The organism is Actinoallomurus sp. NPDC052274, assembly GCF_040679475.1.
Lineage (GTDB): Bacteria > Actinomycetota > Actinomycetes > Streptosporangiales > Streptosporangiaceae > Actinoallomurus > Actinoallomurus liliacearum.
In genome coordinates this window covers 170,290-193,980 of the sequence record NZ_JBFAUT010000009.1, presented here as the reverse complement: position 1 = coordinate 193,980, position 23,691 = coordinate 170,290, and the positions used below count along the sequence as shown (strand labels likewise).

The following is a 23,691-nucleotide window of genomic DNA, read 5'->3' as shown; positions in this document are numbered from 1 at the left end:
GCATTTCAAGAACAAGGAGGAGCTGCAGGGCGCGCTCGTCAACCGGTTGTGGTCACTGGTCGACACGGACGTCGATCCGGCCACGCATGGGCCGCCGCGGTCTCGCCGGCCCTGGTCACCGCGATCCTCGGGCTCGACATCGACGTGCCGGCGGGCCGGCTCGCCGTGTCCCCGCTGCGCGGCTTCGGCCCGCTGTCCGTGAGCAACGTGCGCGTCGGCGCAGCGACCGTCTCGATCGACGTCGACCCCCAGGGCGCCGTGTCGCTCATCGGCGTGCCGCCGGATCTGACCCTGGACCTCTGAGCCGCAGATCGTTTACGCGTAAAACACCTGTTAATCTGTTGAGGTGGTGGATCGACGAAGGGACGGTGCGCGGCTGTTGCCGCTGAAGGGCGTGCTGCGCGTGGGCCGGGGCAGCGACATCTGGCCCAAGGTGGCGTTGAGCGTGGTGGTGGCGCTCGCCGTGCCGGACCTGGCGCTCCTGGTCCTCGGCCGGCTCGATCTGGTCCTCTACACCTCCGCCGGGGCGATGTGCGCCCTGTACGCTCACGGCCGGCCGTACGCCGCGCGCGCCCGGACCCTGTGGTGGGTCGTGCTCGGCATGCTCGCGAGCACGGCCGTCGCGCTCCTCACCTCCGCGCTGACCGACTCCGTGGTGGTCCGGGTGGCCGTGGCCGCCCTGCTCGCGGCGGCGCACAAGGTGGTCTGTGACGCCGTCCGCATCGGCCCGCCCGGAAACCTCATCTTCACCTTCATCTCCGCGAGCTGCGCGTTCGTGCCGCAGCGGCTCGGTGACGTCCCCGCTCACCTGGGACTCGGCCTGCTCGGCGGCTGCGTCGCCTGGCTGGTCTGCATGGCGCCCGCGCCGGTGCGCCCGGACGGTCCGCAGCGCGTCGCCGTCGCCCGTGCCCTCGAGGCGGCGGCCCGGCTGCTGCGGGCCGCGCCCGGGCAGGCGGCGCGCGCCCGGCACGACGCCGCCGCCGCGGCGAACGCCGCGTGGCACACCCTGGCCCTCGTGCCCGCCCGGACGCCCGAGCGCGTCGCCGCCCGCGCGGCGCTGGAGCGGTTCGTCGCCCGCGCCGAGTCCGCCCTCGCGACCGGGCCGGGCCACGCCGAGGAGGCCGACCGGCTGGTCCGATGGGCCCGTGCCCTGCGCCGCGGCCGGACCCCGCCGGTGCCCGCGCCCAGCCATGCCGAGGCGGGCGAGCTGGCCGGGCTGGCGGTCGAACGGGCCCGCGGCTCCGGCCACCTCCTCCGCGCGCTGGGCCCGGGCTCGCCGATCATCCCCATCGGCGTGCGGGTGGCCGTCGGCGCCGCCCTCGCCGGGTGGTGCTCGGCCGCCCTCGGCGTGGGCCGCCCGTACTGGGCGGTGGTCACCGCCGCCGCGATCTTCCAGGCCAACCTGTCGCTCACCTGGCAGCGCGCCGTGCAGCGGGTGCTCGGCAACCTGGTCGGCCTGCTCGTGTTCACCGCGGTCCTGCCGCTGACCCGCACCGGCCAGGTGGCGCTCGTGCTGACGGCGCTGGCGTTCCAGTTCGGCGCGGAGGCGCTGATCGGCCGCAACTACTGGCTCGGGACGGTCTGCGTCACGCCGATGGCGCTGCTCGTCGTCGAGTTCGCCGGCGCGCAGCCCGCTGGGCGGCTCGTCGCCGACCGCTGGCTCGACACCTGCGTGGGCGCGGTCATCGGCCTGCTCGGCTGCGTCCTGATCACGAACCGCCGGGCCGGGCACCGGATCGACGAGCTCCTGGACCGGGTCGTCCTCGCGGACGCCACCGCCCGCGCCCTGCTCGACACGGCCTGGGGCATGGACCCGCGCGACCTGGCCACGGCCCGGGACCGCCTGGTTGCGTCGCTGGTGGAGCTGCGCGAGGCGGTCGACGCCGCGAATGGGGAATGGTGGCGGCCCGGCCTCCCCGAGGAGCGGATCACATCGGCCGAACGGGAGGGGCACCGCACGCTCGCCCGCGTGGCCCTGCGCCTGTCGGCGCCGGTCTCGACGTCATTGGCCTCCTGACCGGAAGGAGAACATCATGGAGGACGCGGTCTCGGAGGTCCTGCGTCAGTGGCAGCGGGTCCATCCCGACCTGGACACCCTCCCGATCGCGGTGATCGGCCGGCTCACCCGCTGCGCGACGCTGCTCCAGCAGGCGGCCGACGCCCCGCTGGCCCGTGAGGGGCTTGCCCGGCCGGAGTTCGACCTGCTCGGCGCGCTGCATCGGGTCGGCCGGGAGATGACCCCGACGCGGCTCGCGCGGGAGACCTTCTCCTCGGGCGCCGCCGTCACCAAGCGCCTGCGCCGGCTCGAGGAGCAGGGCCTCATCGAGCGCCGCGCCGACGAGCGCGATCGCCGGGTCGCCCACGTGTCCCTCACCGAGAAGGGCCGGCGGCTCATCGCCCGGCTCGTCCCCGAGCAGGTCGGCTACGAGTCGTCGCTGCTGGCCGCCCTCGGGGTGGACAAGCAGCGGGAGCTGGCCGACGTCCTCAGCGAGCTGCTCGTCCTCCTGGAGGGCCGCCTGGGCGGCCTGCCGATCTGACCCATCAGGCGACAAGGCTCGCGATCGTCATCTGACAAGACCCGTCTGATTCTTCCGGCTTGACGCATGCCGATATGGGCATATGATTGTGGCATGGCACGAGCAGCGACGACGTCGGATGTCTTCAATGCGATCGCCGAGCCGCAACGCCGGGAGATTTTGGTGCTGCTGCGGGCGGGTGAGCGGCCGGTGACCGAGTTGGCCCGGGAGCTCGGGATGACCCAGCCGGGGGCGTCCAAACACCTGCGGGTGCTCCGGGAGGTCGGGCTGGTGCGGGACCGCAAGGAGGGCAAGCAGCGCCTGTACGGCCTTGACGCCCGCGGGCTGCGGCCGGTTCACGAGTGGACCGGCGGGTTCGAGCGGTTCTGGAACGAGAGCTTCGACCGGCTGGACGCGTACGTGCAGGACCTGAAGCAGGAAAGGCAGGAGGAGTAGCTGATGAGCGCAATGGGACGAGGAGCGCCGGCGCGGTCCGCGACGGCCGACCGCGAGATCGTGATCTCCCGGGCCATCGACGCCCCACGAGAGCTGGTGTTCGAGGCGTTCACCGAAGTGCGGCACCTGTCGCGGTGGTGGGGGCCGGAGGGGTTCACCACCACCACGCAGTCGTTCGAGTTCCGAGTCGGCGGGGTGTGGGACTTCGTGATGCACGGACCGGACGGGACGGACTACACCGAATGGATCACCTGGACCGAGATCGCCCCGCCGGAGCGGATCGTGCTGCTGCACGGTGAGTCCCGCGACGACCCGAACGCCTTCGAGTCGGTCCTCACGTTCGCGCCCGACGATGCGGCGACCCGGATCGAGATGCGCACGGTGTTCCCCACCAGGGAACTGCGCGACGAGGCGGCCGAGAAGTACCACGCGATCGAGGGTGGCCGGCAGACCCTGAGCAACCTGGCGGCCTACGTCACCGAGCTCGTTCACAAGGGAGCGGAGGGCTGATGGCCGGGAAGGTGTTCTTCAGCGTGTCGATGTCGCTGGACGGGTTCATCGCGCCCGAGTCCAGCGAGGACTTGATGGGGCGGCAGTGGATGGAGCTGCAGCAGTGGATCTTCCCGCAGCGGTTCTTCCGGGAGAACCTGAAGCTCGGCGGGGGCGGCAAGGAGGGGCGCGACAACGACATCGTGCGGGAGACGTTCGAGCGCACCGGCGCGAGCGTGATGGGCAAGCGCATGTTCGACGCCGGCGAGCAGATGTGGCCGGAGGAGGCGCCGTTCCACACGCCGGTCTTCGTCGTGACGCACGAGAAGCGTGACCCCTGGGAGCGGCCGGGTGGAACCACATTCCACTTCGTCAACGACGGCATCGAGACGGCGCTCGACCAGGCCCGCGAGGCCGCCGGCGACCGCGACGTCCGCATCGCGGGCGGCGGCGCGACGATCCTGGAGTACGTGAACGCCGGCCTGATCGACGAGTTCTCGATCGCGCTGTCGCCCGTGCTGTTCGGCTCCGGAACCCGCCTGTTCGAGGGCGTGGACGCGGGCCGCGTGGCCCTGGAGCCGGTCCGCGCGGAGCCCTCTCCGAGGGTGACGCACCTGACCTACGCCGTCCGGGAGCGGTAGGCGCACGGCGGACGACAGCGTGCTCGGCCGGCGGTGTGCCAAGGTCCTCGGGCGGCCGCAGGTCGGTCAGCGCCGGGCCCTTGGCCACCTGCCGGCGCCCAGCCGCTGGATCGTCCTCCGTCGCGTCCGCGCCCGGCGTATGTTCCGCGCCGATGCGCCGGATCTCGTCACCTTTTTGTGACAAAGGTGGCGACCAAGATCATCTGTTGCTCTACGCTGGCGCGGTGATCTCACTTCGCATTCGACAACGCGGTCAAGCCCTGGTCGCGCTCGGCGGCGCCGCGGTGGTGCTGGCCACCCTGGCCCGGCCGGCCCACGCGGCCACGCACCCGTCCGGCGAACTCGCCCAGCGGCTCCAGCAGACCATGGCCGGCCTCGACTTCGGCGACGTCAACGACACGACCCCGCCCGGATCGGCCCAGGCCCGCGCCATCGCCGCCCAGCCGGAGACCGAGTCGGGCCGGCCGAAGAACGCTCCCGCGCTCAAGGCCGCCGCCGGCACGACGATCCACCAGCAGCCCCAGGTCGACGTGACCGTCATCGAGCTCGACAAGAAGGGACGGCCGGTCTCCTCCGGAACCGTCCTGATGAGCCCGAAGTACAAGAACGGCGTCGTCGTTCCGGTGGACAAGAACCTCCGCACCACCGCCGTGCGGTACCGCCTGTGGGACGACACCCAGTGGGACGCCAACGGCGGCCAGGGCACGATCGACACCGTGCCGGGCCGCGAGAACGCGCCCATCGACTACATGGAGCCCTACCCGGCGTCGATCATCAAGCTGACGGTCGGCTTCGGGATCATGCAGCTGGTGGACAAGGGCGTCATCAAGCTGAGCGACACCTACGCCTACACGCCGACGAAGCCCTCCGACCGCTGCGAGGGCGCGACCACCCGGACGATCGGCGAGTACTTCGACCGGATGATCACCATCTCCGACAACGGCGCGACGTGCTCGCTGATCAAGGTGATGCACGAGCACGGCGGGGTCGACTGGCTGAACCAGCAGTTCCGGGACCTCGGCCTGGACATGCTCCAGCTGAAGGGCACGGACCCGGCCAACGGCGACTGGTCCCCGCAGGTCACCATGTCGTCGCTGGACACCGCCAAGCTGCTGATGCTCCTCAACGGCGTCTCCGGCACGGCGTGGACCGCGCCGAACGGCAAGCCGGTCACCAGTGACATCCTCAGCAGGTCCGCCCGCGAGTACTTCCTGAAGGAACTCGGCGACCAGGGCTGGAACAACGTCCTGTCGACGACCAACTACTGCGGCTACACCTACCCGACCCAGGGCATGCCGCAGCGGATCTCGCAGCGGTGGATCGGCCCGGACGGGACCGTGACGGTCAACCAGGATCCGACCGACGGCAAGTACCTCTACCCCGTGCAGCCGTGCCAGGACGCCGCGCAGGTGACGTTCGCCCACAAGACGGGGCTCACGGCGGTCGCGGCCGGTGACGCGGGCATCGTGCACTCCCTGCCCGGCCAGGCGAAGCGCGACTACATCATCGTCGCGTTCAGCAACCTCGGCTGGCGCTACCAGGACACGAACCGTCCGAACCCGGGCGTCCAGCCCGCGGTGAACCGCACCGAGAAGTTCGCCAAGCTCGGCCGCGCGATGGACCAGTACGAGGCCCAGCGCTAGCCGTACCGTCCCCAGCGGTCCGGTAAGGGCGCCGCGGGGCGCGGATCTCAGAACGAGGGAGGGGCCGGACATCCGGCCCCTCCCGCATTTCACGGAGTGATCACGGCGACGGTAGGGGACCCTCCCCGGCCAGGCTGGGGGCTGCGGCACGACTCGAGTAAGAGCCCACCGGTGAGGGGGCGAAGATTACGCGAAAGGTCTTCCGTGAGATTCTCTCGTGAGTCGGCTGGTGGTTGGGCGGCGTCCAAGGCGGAACAGGAGACCCGTGACTCACGCTGAGGCACAACCCGCACCAGAGTCGGGCGCCGCATCCACTACGGCGTCGATTCGCCCCGCTCGTTCCGCCACCCCGCCGACGACCGGCCGGCGCACCATCGGTGATTCCGGCATCTGCAGATGAGAGGCACACCAGACCATGACGGCGACATCAGGCCAGCGACCCACCGCTGCGGATCCGGCGGTCGCCGGGCGAGCAGCGGAGGAGGATCTGCGGGCGTTGTTCGGGCAGTCCATCGCCGTTTTCGCGTCGCTTGCGGGGCCGACGCACCTGCTGGAGACGGCGAACCCGGCGTTCTTCGCCACCATCGGTGAAGAACGGGCTCGCACCGGGGTCCCGCTCGTGGACCTGATGCCCGAACTGGTCGGTCAGGGCTTCATCGCTCTGCTGGACCAGGTCTACCGCTCGGGCGAGCCCTACGTCGGCCGTGACGCCCGGGTCGTGCTGGGCAGCGGCCCGCACGCGCGGGAGGCGTTCTTCGACTTCACCTACGAGCCGCGCCGAGACGCCGACGGCAACGTGACCGGGATCCATGTGATCGGCGTGGAGACCACCCAGGTCAAGCATGCCCAACGGCTGATGGCCGAACACCGTGCCCTGCTGGAGCAGATCGCCCGTCAGGCACCCCTGACCGAGGTGCTCGATGGGATGGCCCGCTGTATCGAGGATCTCGCACCGCAAGACGTGCTCGTCTCCGTTCTGCTCACCGATCCCGACGGCCGGCACCTGCGCCACGGCGCCGCGCCCAGCCTGCCTGACTTCTACAACCAGGCCATCGACGGCATCGCCATCGGTGAAGGCGTCGGCTCCTGCGGCACCGCCGCTCACCGGCGGCAACCGGTCATCGTCACCGACGTCACCGCCGACCCGCTTTGGACCGACTTCCGGCACCTGGCCGACCAGGCGGGACTGGCCGCGTGCTGGTCCACGCCGATTCTGGCCAGAGACGGCGGCCTGCTGGGCACCTTCGCCATGTACCACCGCGTCCCGCGCGTCCCGCAGGACACCGACCTCGCCCTCACCCGGGTCTTCGCCGGCACCGCGGCCCTGGCCATCGAACGCCACGACAACGAGCAGGCGCGACGAGCCGCCGAAGAAAGCGCTAAAGCAGCTCGTGATGAGCTGGCCGAGGCGATACGCGCGGAGCGGCGATTGCGCGCTGAGGCCGAGCAGCGCGCTGCCGCCGCCGCGGAACTCGCCGCCCGGATGCGCGCCGCCGCGGCCGCACAGGCCGCCGCGCCGCACCCCGAACGCTGCCAGCTCGGCGGCGCCGGCGGGTGCACCGCACCGGCCGAGATCAAGATCGCCGATTCGTGGGGCGACGCGGCGTGGGGCTGCACCGCCCATGTCGAGGAAGCCCTCATCAACGTGCGGTCGGTGTTCATCGCCAACGAAGAACCCGACGGCCTGGCCGCCTACCTCAACCGCTGACCGGCGTCCGGGGCGCTCCACGACGAGATCCCAGGAGACGCTCCGGCACTGGCGAGGCCCTCGCGATCCGGCGACGCGACAGGACGCGCTGGAGGAGGTTCCGGCGCTGTCCGGAGGCTACGTGCTGGAGACCCGCGAAGGCCGGTGTCTCGCGCTCCCCGGTTGCTGCGGCGACCTCGGTGACCTCGGCGAATGGCGGACGGCCCTCCGGCATGACGACCCGGCGCCCGCCACGCTGTGGATCGGTCATCCCTGGCTGCTGGTGAGCGGCGACGGGTCCGTGCTGACACTGAGCGGACCCGTCGAGGACGGCGCGGCACCCGCCTCGGTGGTCGCGCGGATCGCGCGGAACGCCCTCACCGAGGCGGTCGCCGCGGCGGAACGGGAGGTCGCGCGTTTCGCCGGACACCTCCGCGCCGTCTGCGCGGACCTCGTAGGCGCGGAGGCGGCGCCGCCGGTGGCGAGCGCGCTCATCGGGTGAGCCGGGCGTCGCCGGTTCCCGTCGAGGGTCACCGAACGCCGCACGGCACCGCAGCTCGGGAGGCATGCTCGTACGGGCCTCCGTGCGTCACGGTCCCGGCTGATGCCGCCGGCGGCCGGCCGGGTCTGCGCCGTGGAGAGAGCGCGAGCCCCGGGTCGGCCGTCGCGGCGTGACCCGGGGCTCGGCGGCGTCGACGGGTCAGTTGCGCCAGACGCGGCGGCGCCGGCTGCTCAGCGGTTCGGTCGAGGCCCAGACCCGGCGCCAGTCGGCGACCTCGGTCGGCTTGTCGCCGTCCTCGCGCACCGCGCCGGGGCGGGTCGGCTGGGAGCCGCCCGGGACCTCGAGACGGTCGTCGGCCGCGGCGCGCAGCGCGTCGTACCAGCCCAGGTCCTCCTCGGCGGCCAGCGCGGCGACCGCCTTGGCCATCCGCGCGCGGAACGCCCGGATGTCCTCGCCCTCTTCGGGGACGAGGGGACGGCCGTAGCGTACGGTGACGCGCGGCTTGCCCGGCTGCGGCCAGTTGCGGCCGCGCGGCATCGCGGCGTACGAGCCCCGGATCGCGATCGGCACGCACGGGATGCGCTTCGAGACGCACAGCACCGCGGCGCCGAGCTTGAAGGAGTTCATCCAGCCGTCCTCCGACCGGGTGCCCTCCGGGTACAGCAGCAGGCTCCAGCCGTCGTCGACCAGGTCGAGGGCCAGGCTGCGCAGCCGCTTGGAGCCGTACCGCTCGACGGGGAAGGCGTTGAAGAACACCGCCGTCAGCGTCGCGCGCCAGCGTACGTCGAAGAAGTAGTCCGACGCGGCGCCGACGGCGACCCGGTTGGCGAACCGCTCGGGCAGCGAACCGAGGATCAGCGGGGTGTCCAGGTGGCTGGAGTGGTTCGCCACGAACACCACCGGACCGCGCACGCCGTCGAGGTACTCGGCGCCTTCGATGACCGGGGTGATCTGCCGCCAGGCGACCGGCTTGAGCAGCCCCTTGCGCAGCATGGACCGGGCCGCGACCGCGACCGGCGTCCGAGCCCAGGCGGTCGGGAAGACCTTCTCCTCGGGCTCGACGACGTGCGGCTCGGCCGAGCGGGGCACCGTGGAGCGCCCCCGCCAGTCCCGGCCGTGCCGCAGCAGGCGTACCTCCCGGCGGATGCTCATCGTTCGATCACCTCACGTCCGCGAGTGCCAGCGGCGGGGCGTGCAGGTAGGAGATCGACGGGCTGCCGCCGACGGTGTCCTTGGCCATCTCGAGCGCGTCGGCGAGGGTGGTCGCCGCCCGGAAGCCCATCCGCTGGGTCGTCTTGCGGTTGCCGCCCACGAAGATGACGTCGCCGAGGTGCTGCAGCGCGTGCGCCCCCCAGTACCACATGTAGAACGGGTGCACGCCGTGGTAGGCGTAGCTGTTGCGGTACAGCTGGATGTACCACGGGTCCGTCGCGAACTGCTCCTCGTACTTCGTCTCCAGGAGCACCGGGTCGGTGCTCTCGGTGAGGATCTCCTCGAAGAAGTCGATGTAGCTCGGGTGGTGCACCGGGTGGAACTCGTTCGGCACCGGGTGGTAGAAGATCGCCACGCCGCCCTGCCGGACGATCGGCTTGTTCTTGTACAGGTTGAAGAAGTAGCCGAGCCCGAGCGACATCACCAGGATCGGGTTCATCACCGAGTTGACGTTGTACGGGCAGATGTACGGCAGGCCCCAGATCGCGATGTCGGACTGGCCGTTCACCTCGGTGAGCTGCTGCCGGTGGACGTTCTGCAGCGTCAGCGGGTGCACCTCGGACTGCAGGCCGGCGTGCACGCCGGTCACGCCGTACGGCGCGGCGGTGTTCTGCCAGATGCGCCGCCGCGTCTTCTTCGGCATCAGCTCGTTGGCCCGCTTGACCGCGAGGTAGGTCGCCTGGTCGCGGACGTTCCACTCCCACTCGCGCTTGTTCAGGAAGCCCATCGAGGAGGGGAAGGTGTCGTTGTTGAGCGTCGTCTCGATCGTGAAGACCTTGACGTGCTCGTCGATCAGGCCCTTCATCCGCTCGTACGAGTGGTGCATCGCGGAGTTCGGCGGGTCGTTGAAGGAGTTCGAGTGCCGCAGCGTGTGCACGTTGTGGTGGTGCCGCAGGCTGCGGTAGCTCGCCAGACCGACCGACACGGACTTCGCGCCGCCGCTCATCGCGGTCAGCGTGATGTTGACGTAGACGATCAGGTCGCTCTCGGCGGCGCGCCGGTTGATCTCGACGTCCTCCCCGTGGCGGGTCTGGCCCATGTGGAGGAGGTTGTCGTGGTCCTCGGCGTCGTGGTTCTTCAGGTGCTCCGGGAAGAACGCGTGGAACACCCGGTCGCCGACGGTGCGCCGCAGCTCCGCCGGGGTCATCCGGCGGTGCAGGGCGTTCGCCGCGATCAGCTCGACGTCGTCGACGCCCTTGGCCGCCGCCATCTCCAGGACCTGCTCGATGATGCGCTGCCGCACGTCCGGGGTCTGCATCTGGGGCAGCGGCAGCGACAGGTCGTCGAAGACGATCGTCAGCCGCATGCCGGCGCGCAGCAGCTCCGGCAGCGGCTCGGTGCCGTGCGGGTTCAGCAGCGCGTGCCGGATCGCGGCGTCGACGTCGCGGATTCCGGGCAGGGAGTCCGGCGGGTAGATGACCTTGGACCCGAGCGGCAGCCGCTCCAGCCGGAAGCCCTCGCCCTGGTGCATGACGAGCGGTGGCGTCCGCTCATCCACATCGAGTACGAAGCCTGGTCTGCTCACTCGTAGTTCCTTTCCAAACCAACCTGCACGCGGCCTACCTCCCGGTCCTTATGCATCAATTCGCCTACCGCGCCAGGTCGAAGGCGACTTTGACGGTTCCCAGCCGCCCGGAGTCGGCCGCGTGGTTCAGCGCCTCCCGCCAGCGGGCGAGAGGGTAGGTCGTACCGACGTAGCCGTCCAGCGGAGCCGAGCCGGCGAGCCGGAGCGCGTCGTCGAAGTCGGCCCCGTCGGCGCCGGAGCAGTACGCCCCGACCAGCTCGAGCTCGCGGAACCACAGCGGCGTCAGGTCGACGCCGCCGGACGGCATGCCCGACATCACGACCGTACCCCCGGCCCGCGCGAGCCGCAGGGACGTGTCCAGGCCGCTCGCGCCGCCGGTGCACTCGAAGACGGTGTCGACGCCGCCGAGCAGGAAGTCCGCGCCCATCTCCGGCGTGTGCATCCGCGCCGTGGTGACGCGCCGCAGCGCGCGTACGGCCTTGCGGGGCTCGATGACGGCGGTCGCGCCGAGGGCCTTGGCCTTCTCCTTCTGGTGCCCGTGCTTGGCGATGACGTACACCGCGCCGACCTGGGTCAGCTCCCGCAGGGCGAGCAGCGTCAGCAGCCCGACGGTGCCGGCGCCGACCACCACGGCCGTGGAGTTCGGCTCGATCGGCACCCGGCGCACCGAGTGCACCGCGCAGGCGAGCGGCTCGGCGAGCACCGCCCGCTCGTCGGGCAGGTCCTCGGGCACGACGTGCAGCTGGCTCTGGTGCGCGACCATCTGCCGGCTCCAGCCGCCTCCGGTGTCGGCGCAGGTGCCGGTCTGGATGCCCGCCGAGATGCGGCCGGCCGTGACGTGGTCGCAGCGGCTCTGCTGGCCGGAGGCGCACCAGCGGCAGGGCTCCAGGCCCCGCACGGCGCACGACAGCACCGGGTCGAGGACGACGCGGCTGCCCTTCGGCACGCCGGGCAGCTCGTCCATGGTCCGGCCGACCACCTCGTGCCCCGGCACGAACGGCATGGACGTCATCGGCGACAGGTACGGCGAGGAGTGCCCGGTGAGCAGGCTCAGGTCGGAGCCGCAGATGCCGGACAGGACCGGCGTGACGCGCGTCCAGCCGTCGCCGGGCAGCTCCGGGGCCTGCCGGTTGACCAGGCGCAGCGGCGCGACGTTCCCGGCGACCATGCCGCTGAGCCGGCTTCCCATCCGGGTGGCGGTCAGGCCGCGGGCGGCGACGAACCGGCTCGGCGAGCGGTGGTACTCGAGCGCGAGGATCATCGGGCGGACCTCGCTCCCACGGTGTCGATCAGCACGTCGCCCCGTCCACGGGTATGGGCGCCCCATTCTTGGATGCGCCAGTGCTTGCGCTTGGCATGGCGGTACAGCGAGGGGTCCGGGTTGACCGCGTTCGGGTTGCCCACGGCCTCCAGCAGCGGCCGGTCGGAGTAGCTGTCCGCGTAGGCGTACGACTGGGACAGGTCGAGCCCGGCGTCGGCGGCGTGGCGGCGCAGCCACGCGGCCCGCGCCTCGTCCACCAGCGGCGGCGCGTCGAGGTATCCCGTCAGCACGCCGTCGCGCTCGTGCATCCGGCTGGCGACGACCTCGTCGAACAACGTCGAGAGGGGCTCGATGAACACGTCGATCGTGCCGGTGATGAGGATGGTCTTGTGACCGGCCGCGCGGTGCGCCCGGATCCTGCGGACCGCCTCCGGCATGACCCGCTGCAGCACCGCCTCGCCGAGCACGTCGCCCACGAGCGCGCGCAGCTCGGCGACGTCGGCGCCCTGGTAGCGCCGCAGGAACGCCCGGACGAAGTCGCCCCGGTCGCGCCGCTCGGCCCGCAGGTAGCGCGGCAGCGAGCGGGCGAGGTCGGCGAGCTCGCCGCCCCACTGCGAGCGCGGCATCGACGACAGCCGCGCCCACAGGTACGACTCGATGAGGTTCGACGCGATGATCGTGCCCTCGAGGTCGAACACCGCCGCGACGTCGGTGCGCTCCGGCAGCACCGGCTCGGCGCTCTTGCGGCCGCCACCGCGGCCCTTCGAGAAGCCGCGCATCAGCTCGGTGACGCTGGGGGAGTGCACCTCCTGCAGGTAGTGCTCCCAGTCGATGACGGACGGGTCGAAGCCGTGCTCGTCGACGCGGTCGGCCGACACCGTGCGGTGCAGCGCGTGCGTGCGGCTGTCGTCGTAGATGACCTCGGCCTTCGTGTAGGCCTGGTACAGGTCGGAGTAGCGGCGCAGGAAGTCGAGGTTCGTCTGCTGCCGGTGGACCGCGGTCATCCACTCGCGGGTCTTGGCCGACGCGGGGAGCCGCAGCAGCGCGCGCTCGGCCGCGGAGGTGGCCCGCTCGCTGCCGCTCAGCATCATCTCGACCTGACGGCTGCCCGGGAACCGCCACTGCGGAACACGGATGTGGCCGCGCTCGCCGGCCGGCATCGGCTGCCGCCGGAAGTAGTCGCGGACGTTCTCGTACAGGCCGCGGAAGGACAGCGGGTTGCGCGAGCCGGAGCCGACGTGGAAGTAGCCGGGCGTGCCGCGCTCGGGCGGCGTGGCCGCGACCGCGATGGTGGCGTTGACGACCAGGTCGACCGGGATGATGTCGACCACGCTGTCGGGCAGGCCGGGGAACTCCGGCAGGATGCCCCGGCCGTACGCGATGATCAGCGGGTCGGCCATCTTGTAGCCGTCGATCCAGCCGGGGTACGGGTGGCGCAGCGAGCTCTCCACGATCGCCGGGCGGACGATCGACAGCCGCCGCTCGCCCCACAGCTCCTCGGCGGCGCGCTCGCCCAGCGCCTTGGTGAAGGTGTAGACGTCCGGCCAGCCGAGGCTCTGCGCCCGCGCCCGGCCGTAGTCGACGAGGCGGTCGGTGACCCACGACTGCCGGGCGTCCTCGGCCGCCGCGACCACCGACTGCGGGCCGGCCTTGCGGTGCTCGCCCTGCGCCCGCGCCATCGACTTGCGCAGCACCTCCGGCCGCCGCGAGTCGCGCTCGACGTCGGCGTGCGCGGCCAGGGCCTCGGCCAGCTCGGTGCGCCAGTCGACGCCGTGGTCCAGCCGCGCCTCCGGCACGACGCCCTTGCGGACGCCCGCGACGTAGGCGGTGGACACGTGCACGACGTGCGGGTCGGCGCCGGCCTTGTGCAGCGCCTCGTACAGCGTCACGACGCCGGAGACGTTCGTACGGAACGCCTCGTCGATCGGCGGGTCGAAGGACACCGTGGACGCGCCGTGGATGACCACGTCGATGTCGGAGGGGAGGGTCACCTCGCCGAGGTCGCCTTCGATGACGGTGACCCGCTCGGCCGCGATGCGGCGCAGCTCGTCCTCGCCGATCCGCTCCCGCATCGTGCGGAAGACCGGCTTGCGCAGCAGGCCGTCGAAGCGGCGCTGGGCGGACGTGCCGCCGCGCGGCCGGATCAGCACCGAGACGCGCACGTCCGGGTGCGCCGACAGCAGCTTCTCCAGCGTCGCCTGCCCGAGGAAGCCGGTGGCGCCCGTCAGCAGGACGTGGGAGTCACCCAGGGCCGGGAACTCGTGAGGTCGGTCTGGCGTCATCCGCTGTTCTTCTCCGATCATGGGCATGAGCCGTCCCGGCCGCGATCTGACAGGGAAACCCTAACGGTTAATGGACACTCCACGAACGGCCGGACGCGTCACCCGTCGTTCATGTTTCGAACATCTCACCGTCGGGCGCCCGGTGTCGGCGGCCGGGAACGGCGAGCAGGACAGGGGTCCGCGTCGCCGTCGTGTCGCACGCGTGAGCGGCGCGTCGCGGGCGGACACGTGTCACCGTCGGATCGTTTCACGCGGGCGGCGAGTCGCGGACGGGCGGATGTCACCGTCGCGTCGTCTCACGGGGGCGGCCGGACGCGGCGCGTCGAGAATGGGCCGGTGTCACCGTGGGCTCGCGCGTCAGCGCTCGACGGCGGCGAGCCGGTCGTTCATGGAACCGGACCGGAACACCTCGACGCGGATCGGCGCGGCGGTGAACCCGGCCGCGCGGATCGCGGCGTGCACGGCCTCGTCGTCGCGGGCGCGGCCCACCAGGTCGGGGTCGACCTCCAGGCGCACCGCGTCGCCCAGGTCGCGGACCCGCAGGTCCCGGAGCGCGTCGCCGAACAGCGCGCGCACGGCCTTCTCCGCCCGCTCGATCCGGGCCAGCCGCGCCGAGGTGACCTCGATGCCGTACGCGACGCGGCTCGCCATGCACGCCGCGGCCGGCTTGTCCCACACCGGCAGGTCCCAGTGCCGGGCGATGGCGCGCACCGCGTCCTTGTCCAGGCCCAGGTCGGCCAGTGGCGTGCGGGCGCCGCGCTCGGCGGCGGCGCGGATGCCGGGCCGGAATCCGGCGACCACGTCCGAGGCGTTGGTGCCGGTCGTGATGGTGGTGAAGCCCAGGTGGTCGGCGAGGGCGTTCGCGGTGTCGAGCAGGACGCTCTTGCAGAAGTAACAGCGCTGCGGGCCGTTCTCCCGGTATCCGGGCACCTCCAGTTCGGAGGTGGCGGGCGTGTGATGCGTCACGCCCAGGTCCGCGCAGAACCGCCGGGCCGCCTCGAGTTCGGCGGCCGGGAGCGAGGGCGACACGGCCGTGACCGCCGCGACCCGCTCGGGGCCGAGCGCGCGCGCCGCCGCCGCGAGTACGACACTGGAGTCCACGCCGCCGGAGAACGCCACGAGCGTTCTGCCGTAGCCTGCCATCTCGGTCAGCAGTGAGTCGGAGAGGACAACGACGTCCACCATGCAACCCCGATCCGTTGAGGAACAGAGATGACGGTATCTCAGCCGGACGGCGTCGCCGATCTCGGCTTCGCGCGGCTCGACGTCGACCGCGCCGCCCGGACCGGCGACCCGGAGGTGGTGTTCGGTCAGGGCAAGACGCCCGACCAGATCGTCGCCGCGCTCCGCGCCCTGCACGAGGCGCACCCGGACCGCGCCGTGCTCGCCACACGGCTCTCGGACGAGGCGGTCGCGGCGTGCGCGGAGCGGCTGCCGGACGCCGACGTCGACCCCGTGGGCCGCACGGCGGTGCTGGGCACCGCCGAGACGCGGGGCACCGTGGCCGTCGTCGCCGCGGGCACCTCCGACCTGCCCGTCGTGCGCGAGTGCGCGACCGCCGTGCGGGTCTTCGGCGCCGAGCCCGACGAGATCGTGGACGTCGGCGTGGCGGGCCTGCACCGGCTGCTCGCCCAGCGCGACCGGATCGCCGAGGCCGACGTGGTCGTCGCGGTGGCGGGCATGGAGGCGGCCCTGCCGTCGGTGCTCGGCGGGCTCGTGGGCGTACCGCTGATCGCCGTGCCGACGAGCGTGGGCTACGGCTGGAACCTCGAAGGCGTCACGGCCTGGCTGGCCACGGTCAACAGCTGCGCCCCCGGGATCGTCTCGGTCAACGTCGACAACGGCTTCGGCGCCGGGGTCGCCGCCGCCCGCATCGCCCGTCGCACCGCGCAGGCGCCCCGGTGACCCCGGAGAGCCGGGTGAGCGCGGCAAGCCGGGTCAGTACGGCGAGCCGGGTGAGTACGGCGAGCCAGGTGAGCGCGGTCAGCCGGGTGAGCCGGCGAGTCGTCGTGCCGCGCAGGGCGGGACGGGGGCCCCGATGAAGACGCTGTGGGTGGACGCGGGCAACGGCGCGGCCGGTGACATGTTGCTCGCCGCCCTGATCGACGCCGGCGCCGACCTGGAGGCCGTACGCTCCGGCCTGCGCGGTCTCGCCGTCGAGCCCATCGACGTGGCGGTGAGCCAGGTGCGCCGGCACGGGCTGCGCGCCGTGCACGCCGACGTACGGGCGCCGCGCAGCGACGTCTCCCGGAACCTCGCCGACGTCACCGCGATCCTGACCGCCGCCGCGCTCCCGGACGAGGCGAGGGCGTTCGCGCTCGCCGTGTTCGAACGGCTCGCCCACGCCGAGGCGCGGGTGCACGGCGTGACCCTCTCGGAGATCCACTTTCACGAGGTCGGCGCGCTCGACGCGATCGCCGACGTCACCGGCTGCGCGCTGGCCCTGCACGACCTCGGGCTGCTCGGCTCCGCCGTCCGCGTCGTGTCGCCGGTCGCGGCGGGCTCCGGGGTCGTCCGTGCCGCGCACGGCCCGCTGCCCGTGCCGGTGCCCGCCGTCCTGGAGCTGCTCACCGAGGCCGGCGCGCCGATGCGCGCGCACTCGGCCGCGATGGAGCTGTGCACCCCGACCGGCGCCGCGCTGCTCGCCACGCTGGCCACCGACTGGGGTCCGGCCCCGGACTGCGTGCCGCGCGCGACCGGCACCGGCGCCGGCCGCGCCGACCCCGAGGGCCACCCGAACGTCCTGCGCGTGCTGATCGGGGAGGCAGCCGACGCCTCCGGGTGGTCGGCCGCGGAGATGCGCCGGGTCGACACGACCGTCGACGACCTGGACCCCCGGCTCTGGCCCGACGTGCTGGAGGCGCTGCGCGCCGCTGGAGCGGCCGACGCCTGGTGCACCCCCGCGCTCATGCGCAAGGGCCGGCCCGGTCAGGTGCTGAGCGTCCTCGTGGACCCGGACCGGCTCGACGCGGTGTGCCGCGTGATCTTCGCGGAGACGACCAGCCTCGGCGTCCGCGTCTCACCCGTGGAGCGTCGCTTCCTGCGCCGCGACCAGGTCACGGTGCCGGTGGCCGGGGGAGAGGCGGTCGCGGTGAAACGCGGCCTGCTGGACGGTGAGGTCGTGACCGCCCAGCCGGAGTACGACGACGTCCGCGCCGCCGCCGAGCGCACCGGCCGCCCCGTACGGGAGGTGCTCGCCGAGGCGCGCGCCGCCGCCCGTGACCTGGACGCCGCTCGCTTCGAACGGCGGCCCGACGGCGAGTGACGCTAGGCGGACCGGCTGACGCCGTCGAAGTCGGTGGAGGCCGACAGCTCGGCCCATGCCACCATCTCGCGCTCGAAGGCGTCGCGTCCGGCCTGGACGAACCGAAGCGCGTCGGCGCCGAGCAGCAGGCGCGTCGGCGGCTGGTCGGCCGCCACGATTCGCAGCACCGCGGCCGCGGCCTTGTCCGGGTCGCCCGGCTGGTGCCCGCTGCCGTGGATGCGCCGGGCGCGCAGCGGCTCGAACAGCTCGTCGTAGTCGGCGATCACACGGGGTGCGCGGATCATCGAGCGGCCGGCCCAGTCGGTCCGGAAACTGCCCGGCTCGACGGCGGTGACGTGGATGCCGAAACCGGCGACCTCCTTGCCGAGTGCTTCGAGGATGCCCTCCACCGCGAACTTGCTGCCGTGGTAGAAGCTGAGGCCCGGGAAGGTGACCAGCCCGCCCATCGAGGTGACGGCGATGATGTGGCCCGAACGGCGCTTCCGCATGTGCGGCAGCACGGCCTTGATCACCGCCACGGTTCCGTAGACGTTCACCTCGAACTGACGGCGAAGGTCATCCATCGACGACTCCTCGAAGAGGCCATCATGGCCGTACCCGGCGTTGGCGACGAGGACGTCGACCGGGCCCAGGTCGCGCTCGGTCTCGTCCACGACCGTGTCCACCGCGTCATGGTCGGTCACGTCCAGGATGCGGGCGTGCGCGTCGCCGGCGAGCGCCTCAAAGGCCCGTCCGTCGGCGGGCGTGCGCACCGTGCCCACCACCCGGTGGCCCGCGGCCAACGCCGCGCGCGCGAGTGCGCGGCCCAGGCCGGTGCTGACGCCGGTGATCAGGAATGTCTTGGTGTCCGACACAGGAGTTCCCTTCGTGCGATGCGAACAGCGGCCGACCGGGGCGGTCAGGCCCCGGTCGGTCGCGACACGTTCCACTTCAGCACCGGAATCGGCCGCCGATCGACTTGCGGGGGGTCCGCTTCGCCCCGGGGACAGCCGGACCGGGGCACTGCCAGTCCCCCCTTTCGCCGGCCGTCGGGGCAGTCTTGGGCCCTATCGTGAACGGCATGGACCGCAACACAGCTCTCGGTGAGTTCCTCCGCTCTCGGCGGGCACGGATCACCCCGCGCCAGGCGGGCCTGTCCGACGACGGCGGCTCTCGGCGAGTGCCAGGACTGCGCCGCGAAGAGATCGCGCAACTGGCGGGCGTGAGCGTCGACTACTACGTACGCCTGGAACGCGGACGCCGGCTGAACGTCTCCGAGACCGTGCTGGACGCCATCTCCCGCGCGCTACGCCTCGATCCCGTCGAACGCACCCATCTGTTCCAGCTCGCCAAGCCCGCCACAGGCAGGCCCCGCCGCACGGCGACGCGTCCGCAGCCGGTCCGCCCGGGGCTGCGCGACCTGCTCCGGATCCTCGAGCACACCCCCGCCCTTGTGCTGGGGCGGCGACTGGACGTACTTGCGTCCAACCAGATGGCACGTGCGCTGCTCACCGACTTCGACGCGCTGCCGTACCGCGAGCGGAACCTGGTGCGGTTCATGTTCTGCGACGAGACCGCCCGCTCGCTGTACACCCACTGGGACACCCACGCCCAGGACATTGTCGCCTCGCTCCGGCTCTACGCCGGACGCCATCCCCACGATCCACTGCTGGCCGAACTCGTCGGCGAACTCTCGATCACGGATGAGGACTTTCGCCGCTGGTGGGCCGACCAGAACGTGTATCGGCACACGCATGGCAGCAAACACTTCCACCACCCGATCGTCGGCCCGCTCACCCTCAATTACGAGTCCCTCACCCTGCCCGCCGACCCGGACCAGCGGCTGAGTGTCTACACCGCCGAGGCAGGCTCCAGCTCCGAACAGGCGCTTCGGCTACTGGCCGCGTGGATACGGCAGCCCGAGACCTCGCACGGGCGGCACGCAGATCATTAGACGTCCGCCGGTCCGCGAGGAGCGGTCGGCCGTAGTGGCCGCGTTCGCCGCTGCCCGATCGCCGAGACGGCGATATGTTCGCTTTGCTGTCCCCTGTCTCATTGGTAATCGACCGGGTGATTTGAATCTCACGTGGGTTGAGATGCGGCCAGGTAAGGCTAGCCTTATCAGCATTAGGCTGCTGGAGGTTGGATGACTTTGCGGGGCTGCGCGGTCGGGTCGCGTCTCGAGGTGTGCCGGGTCACCGGCGACCGGCGGCACCGGCGGCGTCTCATCGAGCTGGGCTTCGTGCGGGGCGCCGTCCTGTCGGTCATCGGAAGAGGAACGATGGGCGGGCTGGTCCTCGCCCTGGGCGACTCGCGGATCGCGGTCGACTCATTCACCGCGGAGACCCTTCTCGTCAAGCCCGCCGATGTCTGAGCGCCCGCTGACCCGGCTGGTCCTGGAGAAGCCCTGCTGCGACGCCGACGCCCCGGGCGTCGACGAGGGGCACGCGCGGGTGGCGCTCGTCGGCAACCCCAACGTCGGTAAGTCGACGCTGTTCAACATCCTCACCGGGGCTCGCCAGCGGGTCGGCAACTGGCCCGGCAAGACCGTCAGCGTCGCGCGCGGCACCTGGCGGACCCCCGACGGCGAGATGACGCTCATCGACCTGCCCGGCACCTACAGCCTGCTGCCCGACTCACCGGACGAGGCGCTGACCCGCGACCTGCTGGTCGACCGGGGGATGGACGACCGCCCCGACGTCGTCGTGCTCACCCTCGACAGCGCCAACCTGGCCCGGAACCTCTACCTGCTCGCCCAGGTCATGGAGACCGGCGTGCCGATCGTCGTGGCCCTCACGATGGTCGACATCGCCGAGAGCCGCGGCATCCGGATCGACGTCGGCCGGTTCGCCGAGCTCATCGGCGCGCCGGTCGTCCCCGTCGTGCCGCGCCAGAACCGCGGGCTGGACGCGCTGCGCACGGCCGTCGCGGGCGCGCTCGCCGAGCGCCGCCCACCGGGCGAGCCGGACCTCGGCGAGGACGTCGAGGCGGTCCTGGCGGACGTCGTCGCCCTCCTGCCCGCCGAAGCGCTGCTGCGGTACCCGGAGCGATGGACGGCCACCGCCCTGCTCACCGGCGAGACGGTCCCGGGCGTGCCGGAAGAGGTCGGCGCGCTGGCGCGGGCCGCCGGCGCGGGCCTGCTCGCCGAGGACGAGGCGGACGACCTGGACGACCTCGAGATCGTCGTGGCCGAGCAGCGGTACGCCTGGGCGCACCGCCTGATCGCCGAGACGGTCCGCCGGAAGGGCGACGTACGGGCCACGGTGTCCGACCGGGTGGACCGGGTGCTGACCTCCCGCTGGGTCGGCCTGCCGATCTTCCTCCTCGTCATGTGGGGCGTGTTCATCCTCACGACGAAGGCCGCGGCGCCGCTCCAGAGCGGCCTGCAGGACCTCATCGACGGACCGGTCACCGGCGGCGCGGGACACGCCCTGCGCGGGGTCTCGGCCCCGGTGTGGCTGTCCGGTCTGGTGCTGAACGGCATCATCGGCGGTGTCGGCCAGCTGCTCAGCTTCGTGCCGCTGATGGCGATCATGTTCGTGCTGCTGTCGGTGCTGGAGGACTCCGGTTACATGGCGCGGGCGGCCTTCGTCGTCGACCGGCTGATGCGCCTGATCGGCCTGCCCGGCCGGGCGTTCCTGCCGCTGGTCGTCGGGTTCGGCTGCAACGTGCCCGCCCTGGCCGGCACGCGCATCCTGGCGGACCGGCGGCACCGCCTCCTGACCGGCCTGCTGATCCCCTTCGTGAGCTGCAGCGCCCGCCTCACGGTGTACGTCCTGGTGGCGGGCGTCTTCTTCGGCAGCAACGCGGGCACCGTGGTGTTCGCGATGTACGTCCTGTCCATCGTCCTGGTCGTCGGCATGGGCCTGCTGCTGCGGGGCACCCTGTTCCGCGGCATGAGCTACGAACCACTGGTCCTGGACCTGCCGCCGTACCGCCTGCCGACCCTGCGGGTCATCGGCGCGCAGACCTGGCAGAAGCTCTGGGCGTTCCTGCGGACCGCGAGCGGCCTCATCGTCGCGACCGTCACCGTCGTGTGGCTGCTCTCCTCGATCCCGGCCGGCGGCGGCCACGGCGGGTTCGGCAGGACTCCCATCGAGCACAGCCTCTTCGGCGGCACCTCCCGGGCCGTCGCCCCGGCGTTCGCCCCCGCGGGCTTCGGCGACTGGCACCCGTCCGCGGCCCTGATCACGGGCTTCGTCGCCAAGGAGGCCGTCGTCTCGACGGTCGCCCAGACGTACAGCATGGGCGAGCCGTCCGACAACCACCGGGCCGGGAGCCTCGGGCCCGCCCTGCGGCAGACGTTCGAGCGGACCTCTCACGGCCATCCGATCCCGGCCGTGCTGGCGTTCATGGTCTTCCTGCTGGCGTACACGCCGTGCATGACGACCGTCGCGGCGCAGCGCGCCGAACTCGGCGGCCGGATGACCCTGTTCGGCATCGGCATGCAACTGGTGGTCGCCTGGCTGCTCGCGGTCGCCGTCTTCCAGATCGGAGCGCTTCTCCTGTGAGCGAGCGAATCATCAGCACAGCGTCTCTGGTCGCCCCTCCGGCGAAGGAGGTCGCATGAGCGCTTTGCGGCAGATTCTGAAGGAGATCACGACCTCTCGCGGGGCGAGCCTGGACGAGATCGCCCGCCGCGTCGGCGTCAGCCGCGAGGAGGCCGAGTCGATGGTCGACTACTGGGTCCGCAAGGGCCGGCTGTCGGCCGAGGACCTGGCGGCCGCCTGCCCGAGCGGGGGCTGTGGCGGCTGCCCCCAGGGCGACGACGGCAAGCCGGGCTGCGGGACGCGGCGCGACGGCCCGGTGCTGCTCGCCATCAGCGTGCGCCGCCCCTGACCGGCACTCCGCGAGCTGCACCAGGACGGCCCGGCCCAGCGGAGGCCGCCGCCGCGCGAGGGACTCCGGGGTCGCGTTGGGCATGGGGTACGCGCCGGCCGCCGCGCACGGAGACGGAAGAGCGCGGCCCGGACCGCCCGGCCGTACTCGCGAAGACGGCGGTCATCCGTGCCCGGCCCGGCTGGTCCAGCGCAGGAAGATCCAGGCGAGCGCCGCGACCCCGGCCGCCAGGGCGTACATCACGGACGGGCCCGCGCCGAGGGTCGCGCCGCCGAGGGCGGTGCCGGCGCCGATCCCGACGTAGATCGATGAGGCGTTGAGCGAGACGGCGAGCGGAGCCTCCTGCGGCGCGGCGGCGATGAGGCGGTGCTGCTGCGGGGGAGTCTGCGTCCAGGTGCTCGCGCCCCACAGCAGCACCAGCGCCCCCGCGCGGCCGCCGCGCTTCGGACACCGGTCGCGGCGACGAGTCCGAGCGCCGCCAGGGACACGGCCATGGCGAGGTAACCGCCGCCCAGCACGCGGACCGGCCCCCACCGGTCCGTGGCGTAACCGGCGACGAGGTTCCCGGCCACGGCGCCCGCGCCGTACAGGAAGAGCATCAGGACCATCGAGCCGTCCGGCAGGCCGACGCCGCGCAACGCCGGGACGCTGTAGGCGTACACCGTGTAGCTCGCCCCCATGCCCAGGACGGTCAGCGGCAGCACCGACGCCACGGCGGGTCGCCGCAGCAGTGCCAGGCGGGCCCGCAGCGGGACGCGCGGTCCACCGGGCAGGGACGGCATGATCCAGCAGACGCCGACGGCGGCGACCAGGGAGAGCGCCGCCACCAGGCCGAGCGCCGTACGCCAGCCGAACCAGTGCCCGGCCAGGTCGCCCAGCGGCACCCCGATCGCGGTCGCGACGGTCAGCCCGCCCACGACCACGGCCAGCGCGCGCGCCCGTTTCGCCGGGCGGACCAGGGCGGCGCTCACCGCGCCGGCCCCCGGTGTGTAGACGGCGGCGCCCGCCGCCGCCAGCACCCGGCTCGCGATCAGCAGGGGCAGGTCCGGCGCGAGCGCCGACGCGAGGTTGGCGACGCCGAGCACGACCAGCGCGCCGGCCAGCAGCGCGCGGCGCGGCAGCCGCGCCGTCGCGGTCGCCAGGACCGGCGCCAGGACGGCGTACGCGACGGCGAACACCGTCACCGACTGCCCCGCCGCGCCGACGGAGACGTGCAGCGCACGGGCCATGGACGGCAGGAAGCCGGCCACGATGAAGGCGTCCGTCCCCACGGCGAAGGTCCCCAGCGCCAGGACCAGCGTGGAGGCCAGGCCACCCGCCGTCGCCCGCTCGGCATCGCGATCAATCAGGATATTCGACATCCAGATTCACCCTACACGTCGTTCCCTGCTCGT

The 23,691-nt window shown here is 72.4% G+C and carries 22 protein-coding genes; 15 read left to right on the top strand and 7 right to left on the bottom strand.

The genetic code is table 11. The features are described from left to right. The 9 genes from AB0K82_RS11235 to AB0K82_RS11195 form a co-directional block, all read left to right on the top strand. The coding region (locus AB0K82_RS11235) for a hypothetical protein (protein WP_364395378.1) at positions 1-303 on the top strand (303 nt) is incomplete at its 5' end. Positions 304-346: 43 nt separating this feature from the next. Then, positions 347-2,017: an FUSC family protein gene (locus tag AB0K82_RS11230; RefSeq protein ID WP_364395376.1), complete on the top strand. Its 1,671-nt coding sequence runs from the start codon at positions 347-349 to the stop codon at positions 2,015-2,017. A 16-nt stretch (positions 2,018-2,033) separates the two neighbouring features. Then, on the top strand, positions 2,034-2,537 hold the full coding sequence (locus tag AB0K82_RS11225; protein ID WP_364395374.1) for a MarR family transcriptional regulator: 504 nt from the start codon (positions 2,034-2,036) through the stop codon (positions 2,535-2,537). Positions 2,538-2,630: 93 nt separating this feature from the next. Further along, positions 2,631-2,972: a metalloregulator ArsR/SmtB family transcription factor gene (locus AB0K82_RS11220; RefSeq protein WP_364395372.1), complete on the top strand. Its 342-nt coding sequence runs from the start codon at positions 2,631-2,633 to the stop codon at positions 2,970-2,972. A 3-nt stretch (positions 2,973-2,975) separates the two neighbouring features. Beyond that, positions 2,976-3,482, top strand: a complete 507-nt coding sequence (locus AB0K82_RS11215) for an SRPBCC family protein (protein WP_364395370.1) — start codon at positions 2,976-2,978, stop codon at positions 3,480-3,482. Then, positions 3,482-4,102, top strand: a complete 621-nt coding sequence (locus AB0K82_RS11210; protein ID WP_364395368.1) for a dihydrofolate reductase family protein — start codon at positions 3,482-3,484, stop codon at positions 4,100-4,102. The genes AB0K82_RS11215 and AB0K82_RS11210 overlap by 1 nt, the downstream gene beginning before the upstream one ends. A 224-nt stretch (positions 4,103-4,326) precedes the next feature. Further along, positions 4,327-5,745, top strand: a complete 1,419-nt coding sequence (locus tag AB0K82_RS11205) for a serine hydrolase (protein WP_364395366.1) — start codon at positions 4,327-4,329, stop codon at positions 5,743-5,745. Between the two features lie 415 nt (positions 5,746-6,160). Then, positions 6,161-7,453 carry a GAF domain-containing protein gene (locus AB0K82_RS11200; RefSeq protein WP_364395364.1) on the top strand — a complete coding sequence of 431 codons (1,293 nt, stop codon included), beginning with the start codon at positions 6,161-6,163 and terminating at the stop codon, positions 7,451-7,453. Positions 7,454-7,574: 121 nt separating this feature from the next. Then, positions 7,575-7,934, top strand: a complete 360-nt coding sequence (locus tag AB0K82_RS11195; RefSeq protein ID WP_364395362.1) for a hypothetical protein — start codon at positions 7,575-7,577, stop codon at positions 7,932-7,934. 198 nt (positions 7,935-8,132) lie between these two features. Here AB0K82_RS11195 and AB0K82_RS11190 read toward each other — a convergent pair whose 3' ends face one another. From AB0K82_RS11190 to larE, 5 genes are all read right to left on the bottom strand, one after another. Next, a complete protein-coding gene (locus AB0K82_RS11190; RefSeq protein ID WP_364395360.1) occupies positions 8,133-9,086 on the bottom strand; it encodes a lysophospholipid acyltransferase family protein in 954 nt (317 codons plus the stop codon). 7 nt (positions 9,087-9,093) lie between these two features. Continuing rightward, positions 9,094-10,671 carry a lactate racemase domain-containing protein gene (locus tag AB0K82_RS11185; RefSeq protein WP_364395358.1) on the bottom strand — a complete coding sequence of 526 codons (1,578 nt, stop codon included), beginning with the start codon at positions 10,669-10,671 and terminating at the stop codon, positions 9,094-9,096. 64 nt (positions 10,672-10,735) lie between these two features. Further along, positions 10,736-11,932, bottom strand: a complete 1,197-nt coding sequence (locus AB0K82_RS11180; protein ID WP_364395356.1) for a zinc-binding dehydrogenase — start codon at positions 11,930-11,932, stop codon at positions 10,736-10,738. Next, positions 11,929-14,214 (bottom strand): HAD-IB family hydrolase, encoded by a 2,286-nt coding sequence (locus AB0K82_RS11175; RefSeq protein WP_364395354.1) that lies wholly within the window; start codon positions 14,212-14,214, stop codon positions 11,929-11,931. The genes AB0K82_RS11180 and AB0K82_RS11175 overlap by 4 nt, the downstream gene beginning before the upstream one ends. Positions 14,215-14,571: 357 nt before the next feature. Continuing rightward, positions 14,572-15,399, bottom strand: a complete 828-nt coding sequence (gene larE, locus AB0K82_RS11170) for an ATP-dependent sacrificial sulfur transferase LarE (RefSeq protein WP_364395352.1) — start codon at positions 15,397-15,399, stop codon at positions 14,572-14,574. Between the two features lie 27 nt (positions 15,400-15,426). Here larE and larB point away from each other — a divergent pair, with 27 nt between their 5' ends. After that, positions 15,427-16,119, top strand: coding sequence for a nickel pincer cofactor biosynthesis protein LarB (larB, locus tag AB0K82_RS11165; protein WP_364395350.1), 693 nt, complete (start codon positions 15,427-15,429; stop codon positions 16,117-16,119). 133 nt (positions 16,120-16,252) lie between these two features. Further along, on the top strand, positions 16,253-17,479 hold the full coding sequence (gene larC, locus AB0K82_RS11160) for a nickel pincer cofactor biosynthesis protein LarC (protein WP_364395348.1): 1,227 nt from the start codon (positions 16,253-16,255) through the stop codon (positions 17,477-17,479). 2 nt (positions 17,480-17,481) lie between these two features. On the opposite strand, the gene AB0K82_RS11155 is transcribed toward larC, so the two are convergent. Then, positions 17,482-18,333 carry an oxidoreductase gene (locus tag AB0K82_RS11155; RefSeq protein ID WP_364395346.1) on the bottom strand — a complete coding sequence of 284 codons (852 nt, stop codon included), beginning with the start codon at positions 18,331-18,333 and terminating at the stop codon, positions 17,482-17,484. A 206-nt stretch (positions 18,334-18,539) separates the two neighbouring features. Here AB0K82_RS11155 and AB0K82_RS11150 point away from each other — a divergent pair, with 206 nt between their 5' ends. The 4 genes from AB0K82_RS11150 to AB0K82_RS11135 all read left to right on the top strand — a co-directional run bounded on the left by AB0K82_RS11150 (position 18,540) and on the right by AB0K82_RS11135 (position 22,297). Continuing rightward, positions 18,540-19,412 (top strand): helix-turn-helix transcriptional regulator, encoded by an 873-nt coding sequence (locus tag AB0K82_RS11150; RefSeq protein ID WP_364395344.1) that lies wholly within the window; start codon positions 18,540-18,542, stop codon positions 19,410-19,412. A gap of 192 nt (positions 19,413-19,604) precedes the next feature. Then, entirely contained in the window at positions 19,605-19,832 is a 228-nt protein-coding gene (locus tag AB0K82_RS11145; RefSeq protein ID WP_364395342.1) for a FeoA family protein, read from the top strand. After that, complete coding sequence (feoB, locus tag AB0K82_RS11140; protein WP_364395340.1) at positions 19,825-21,969, top strand: ferrous iron transport protein B; 2,145 nt, start codon at positions 19,825-19,827, stop codon at positions 21,967-21,969. The genes AB0K82_RS11145 and feoB overlap by 8 nt, the downstream gene beginning before the upstream one ends. Positions 21,970-22,024: 55 nt before the next feature. Next, complete coding sequence (locus tag AB0K82_RS11135; RefSeq protein ID WP_364395338.1) at positions 22,025-22,297, top strand: FeoC-like transcriptional regulator; 273 nt, start codon at positions 22,025-22,027, stop codon at positions 22,295-22,297. 239 nt (positions 22,298-22,536) lie between these two features. Here the strand turns inward: AB0K82_RS11135 and AB0K82_RS11130 are convergent, their stop codons facing one another. Further along, entirely contained in the window at positions 22,537-23,658 is a 1,122-nt protein-coding gene (locus AB0K82_RS11130; RefSeq protein ID WP_364395336.1) for an MFS transporter, read from the bottom strand. Between the last annotated feature and the right edge of the window lie 33 nt (positions 23,659-23,691).

Excerpts from the sequence above, each read along its gene's own strand:
- AB0K82_RS11225 (WP_364395374.1), top strand. The coding sequence starts at position 2,034 with ATGGAGGACGCGGTCTCGGAGGTCCTGCGTCAGTGGCAGCGGGTCCAT.
- AB0K82_RS11220 (WP_364395372.1), top strand. The coding sequence starts at position 2,631 with ATGGCACGAGCAGCGACGACGTCGGATGTCTTCAATGCGATCGCCGAG.
- AB0K82_RS11215 (WP_364395370.1), top strand. The coding sequence starts at position 2,976 with ATGAGCGCAATGGGACGAGGAGCGCCGGCGCGGTCCGCGACGGCCGAC.
- AB0K82_RS11210 (WP_364395368.1), top strand. The coding sequence starts at position 3,482 with ATGGCCGGGAAGGTGTTCTTCAGCGTGTCGATGTCGCTGGACGGGTTC.
- AB0K82_RS11200 (WP_364395364.1), top strand. The coding sequence starts at position 6,161 with ATGACGGCGACATCAGGCCAGCGACCCACCGCTGCGGATCCGGCGGTC.
- AB0K82_RS11190 (WP_364395360.1), bottom strand. The coding sequence starts at position 9,086 with ATGAGCATCCGCCGGGAGGTACGCCTGCTGCGGCACGGCCGGGACTGG.
- AB0K82_RS11180 (WP_364395356.1), bottom strand. The coding sequence starts at position 11,932 with ATGATCCTCGCGCTCGAGTACCACCGCTCGCCGAGCCGGTTCGTCGCC.
- AB0K82_RS11175 (WP_364395354.1), bottom strand. The coding sequence starts at position 14,214 with ATGACGCCAGACCGACCTCACGAGTTCCCGGCCCTGGGTGACTCCCAC.
- larE (WP_364395352.1), bottom strand. The coding sequence starts at position 15,399 with ATGGTGGACGTCGTTGTCCTCTCCGACTCACTGCTGACCGAGATGGCA.
- larB (WP_364395350.1), top strand. The coding sequence starts at position 15,427 with ATGACGGTATCTCAGCCGGACGGCGTCGCCGATCTCGGCTTCGCGCGG.
- larC (WP_364395348.1), top strand. The coding sequence starts at position 16,253 with ATGAAGACGCTGTGGGTGGACGCGGGCAACGGCGCGGCCGGTGACATG.
- AB0K82_RS11150 (WP_364395344.1), top strand. The coding sequence starts at position 18,540 with ATGGACCGCAACACAGCTCTCGGTGAGTTCCTCCGCTCTCGGCGGGCA.
- AB0K82_RS11145 (WP_364395342.1), top strand. The coding sequence starts at position 19,605 with ATGACTTTGCGGGGCTGCGCGGTCGGGTCGCGTCTCGAGGTGTGCCGG.
- feoB (WP_364395340.1), top strand. The coding sequence starts at position 19,825 with ATGTCTGAGCGCCCGCTGACCCGGCTGGTCCTGGAGAAGCCCTGCTGC.
- AB0K82_RS11135 (WP_364395338.1), top strand. The coding sequence starts at position 22,025 with ATGAGCGCTTTGCGGCAGATTCTGAAGGAGATCACGACCTCTCGCGGG.
- AB0K82_RS11130 (WP_364395336.1), bottom strand. The coding sequence starts at position 23,658 with ATGTCGAATATCCTGATTGATCGCGATGCCGAGCGGGCGACGGCGGGT.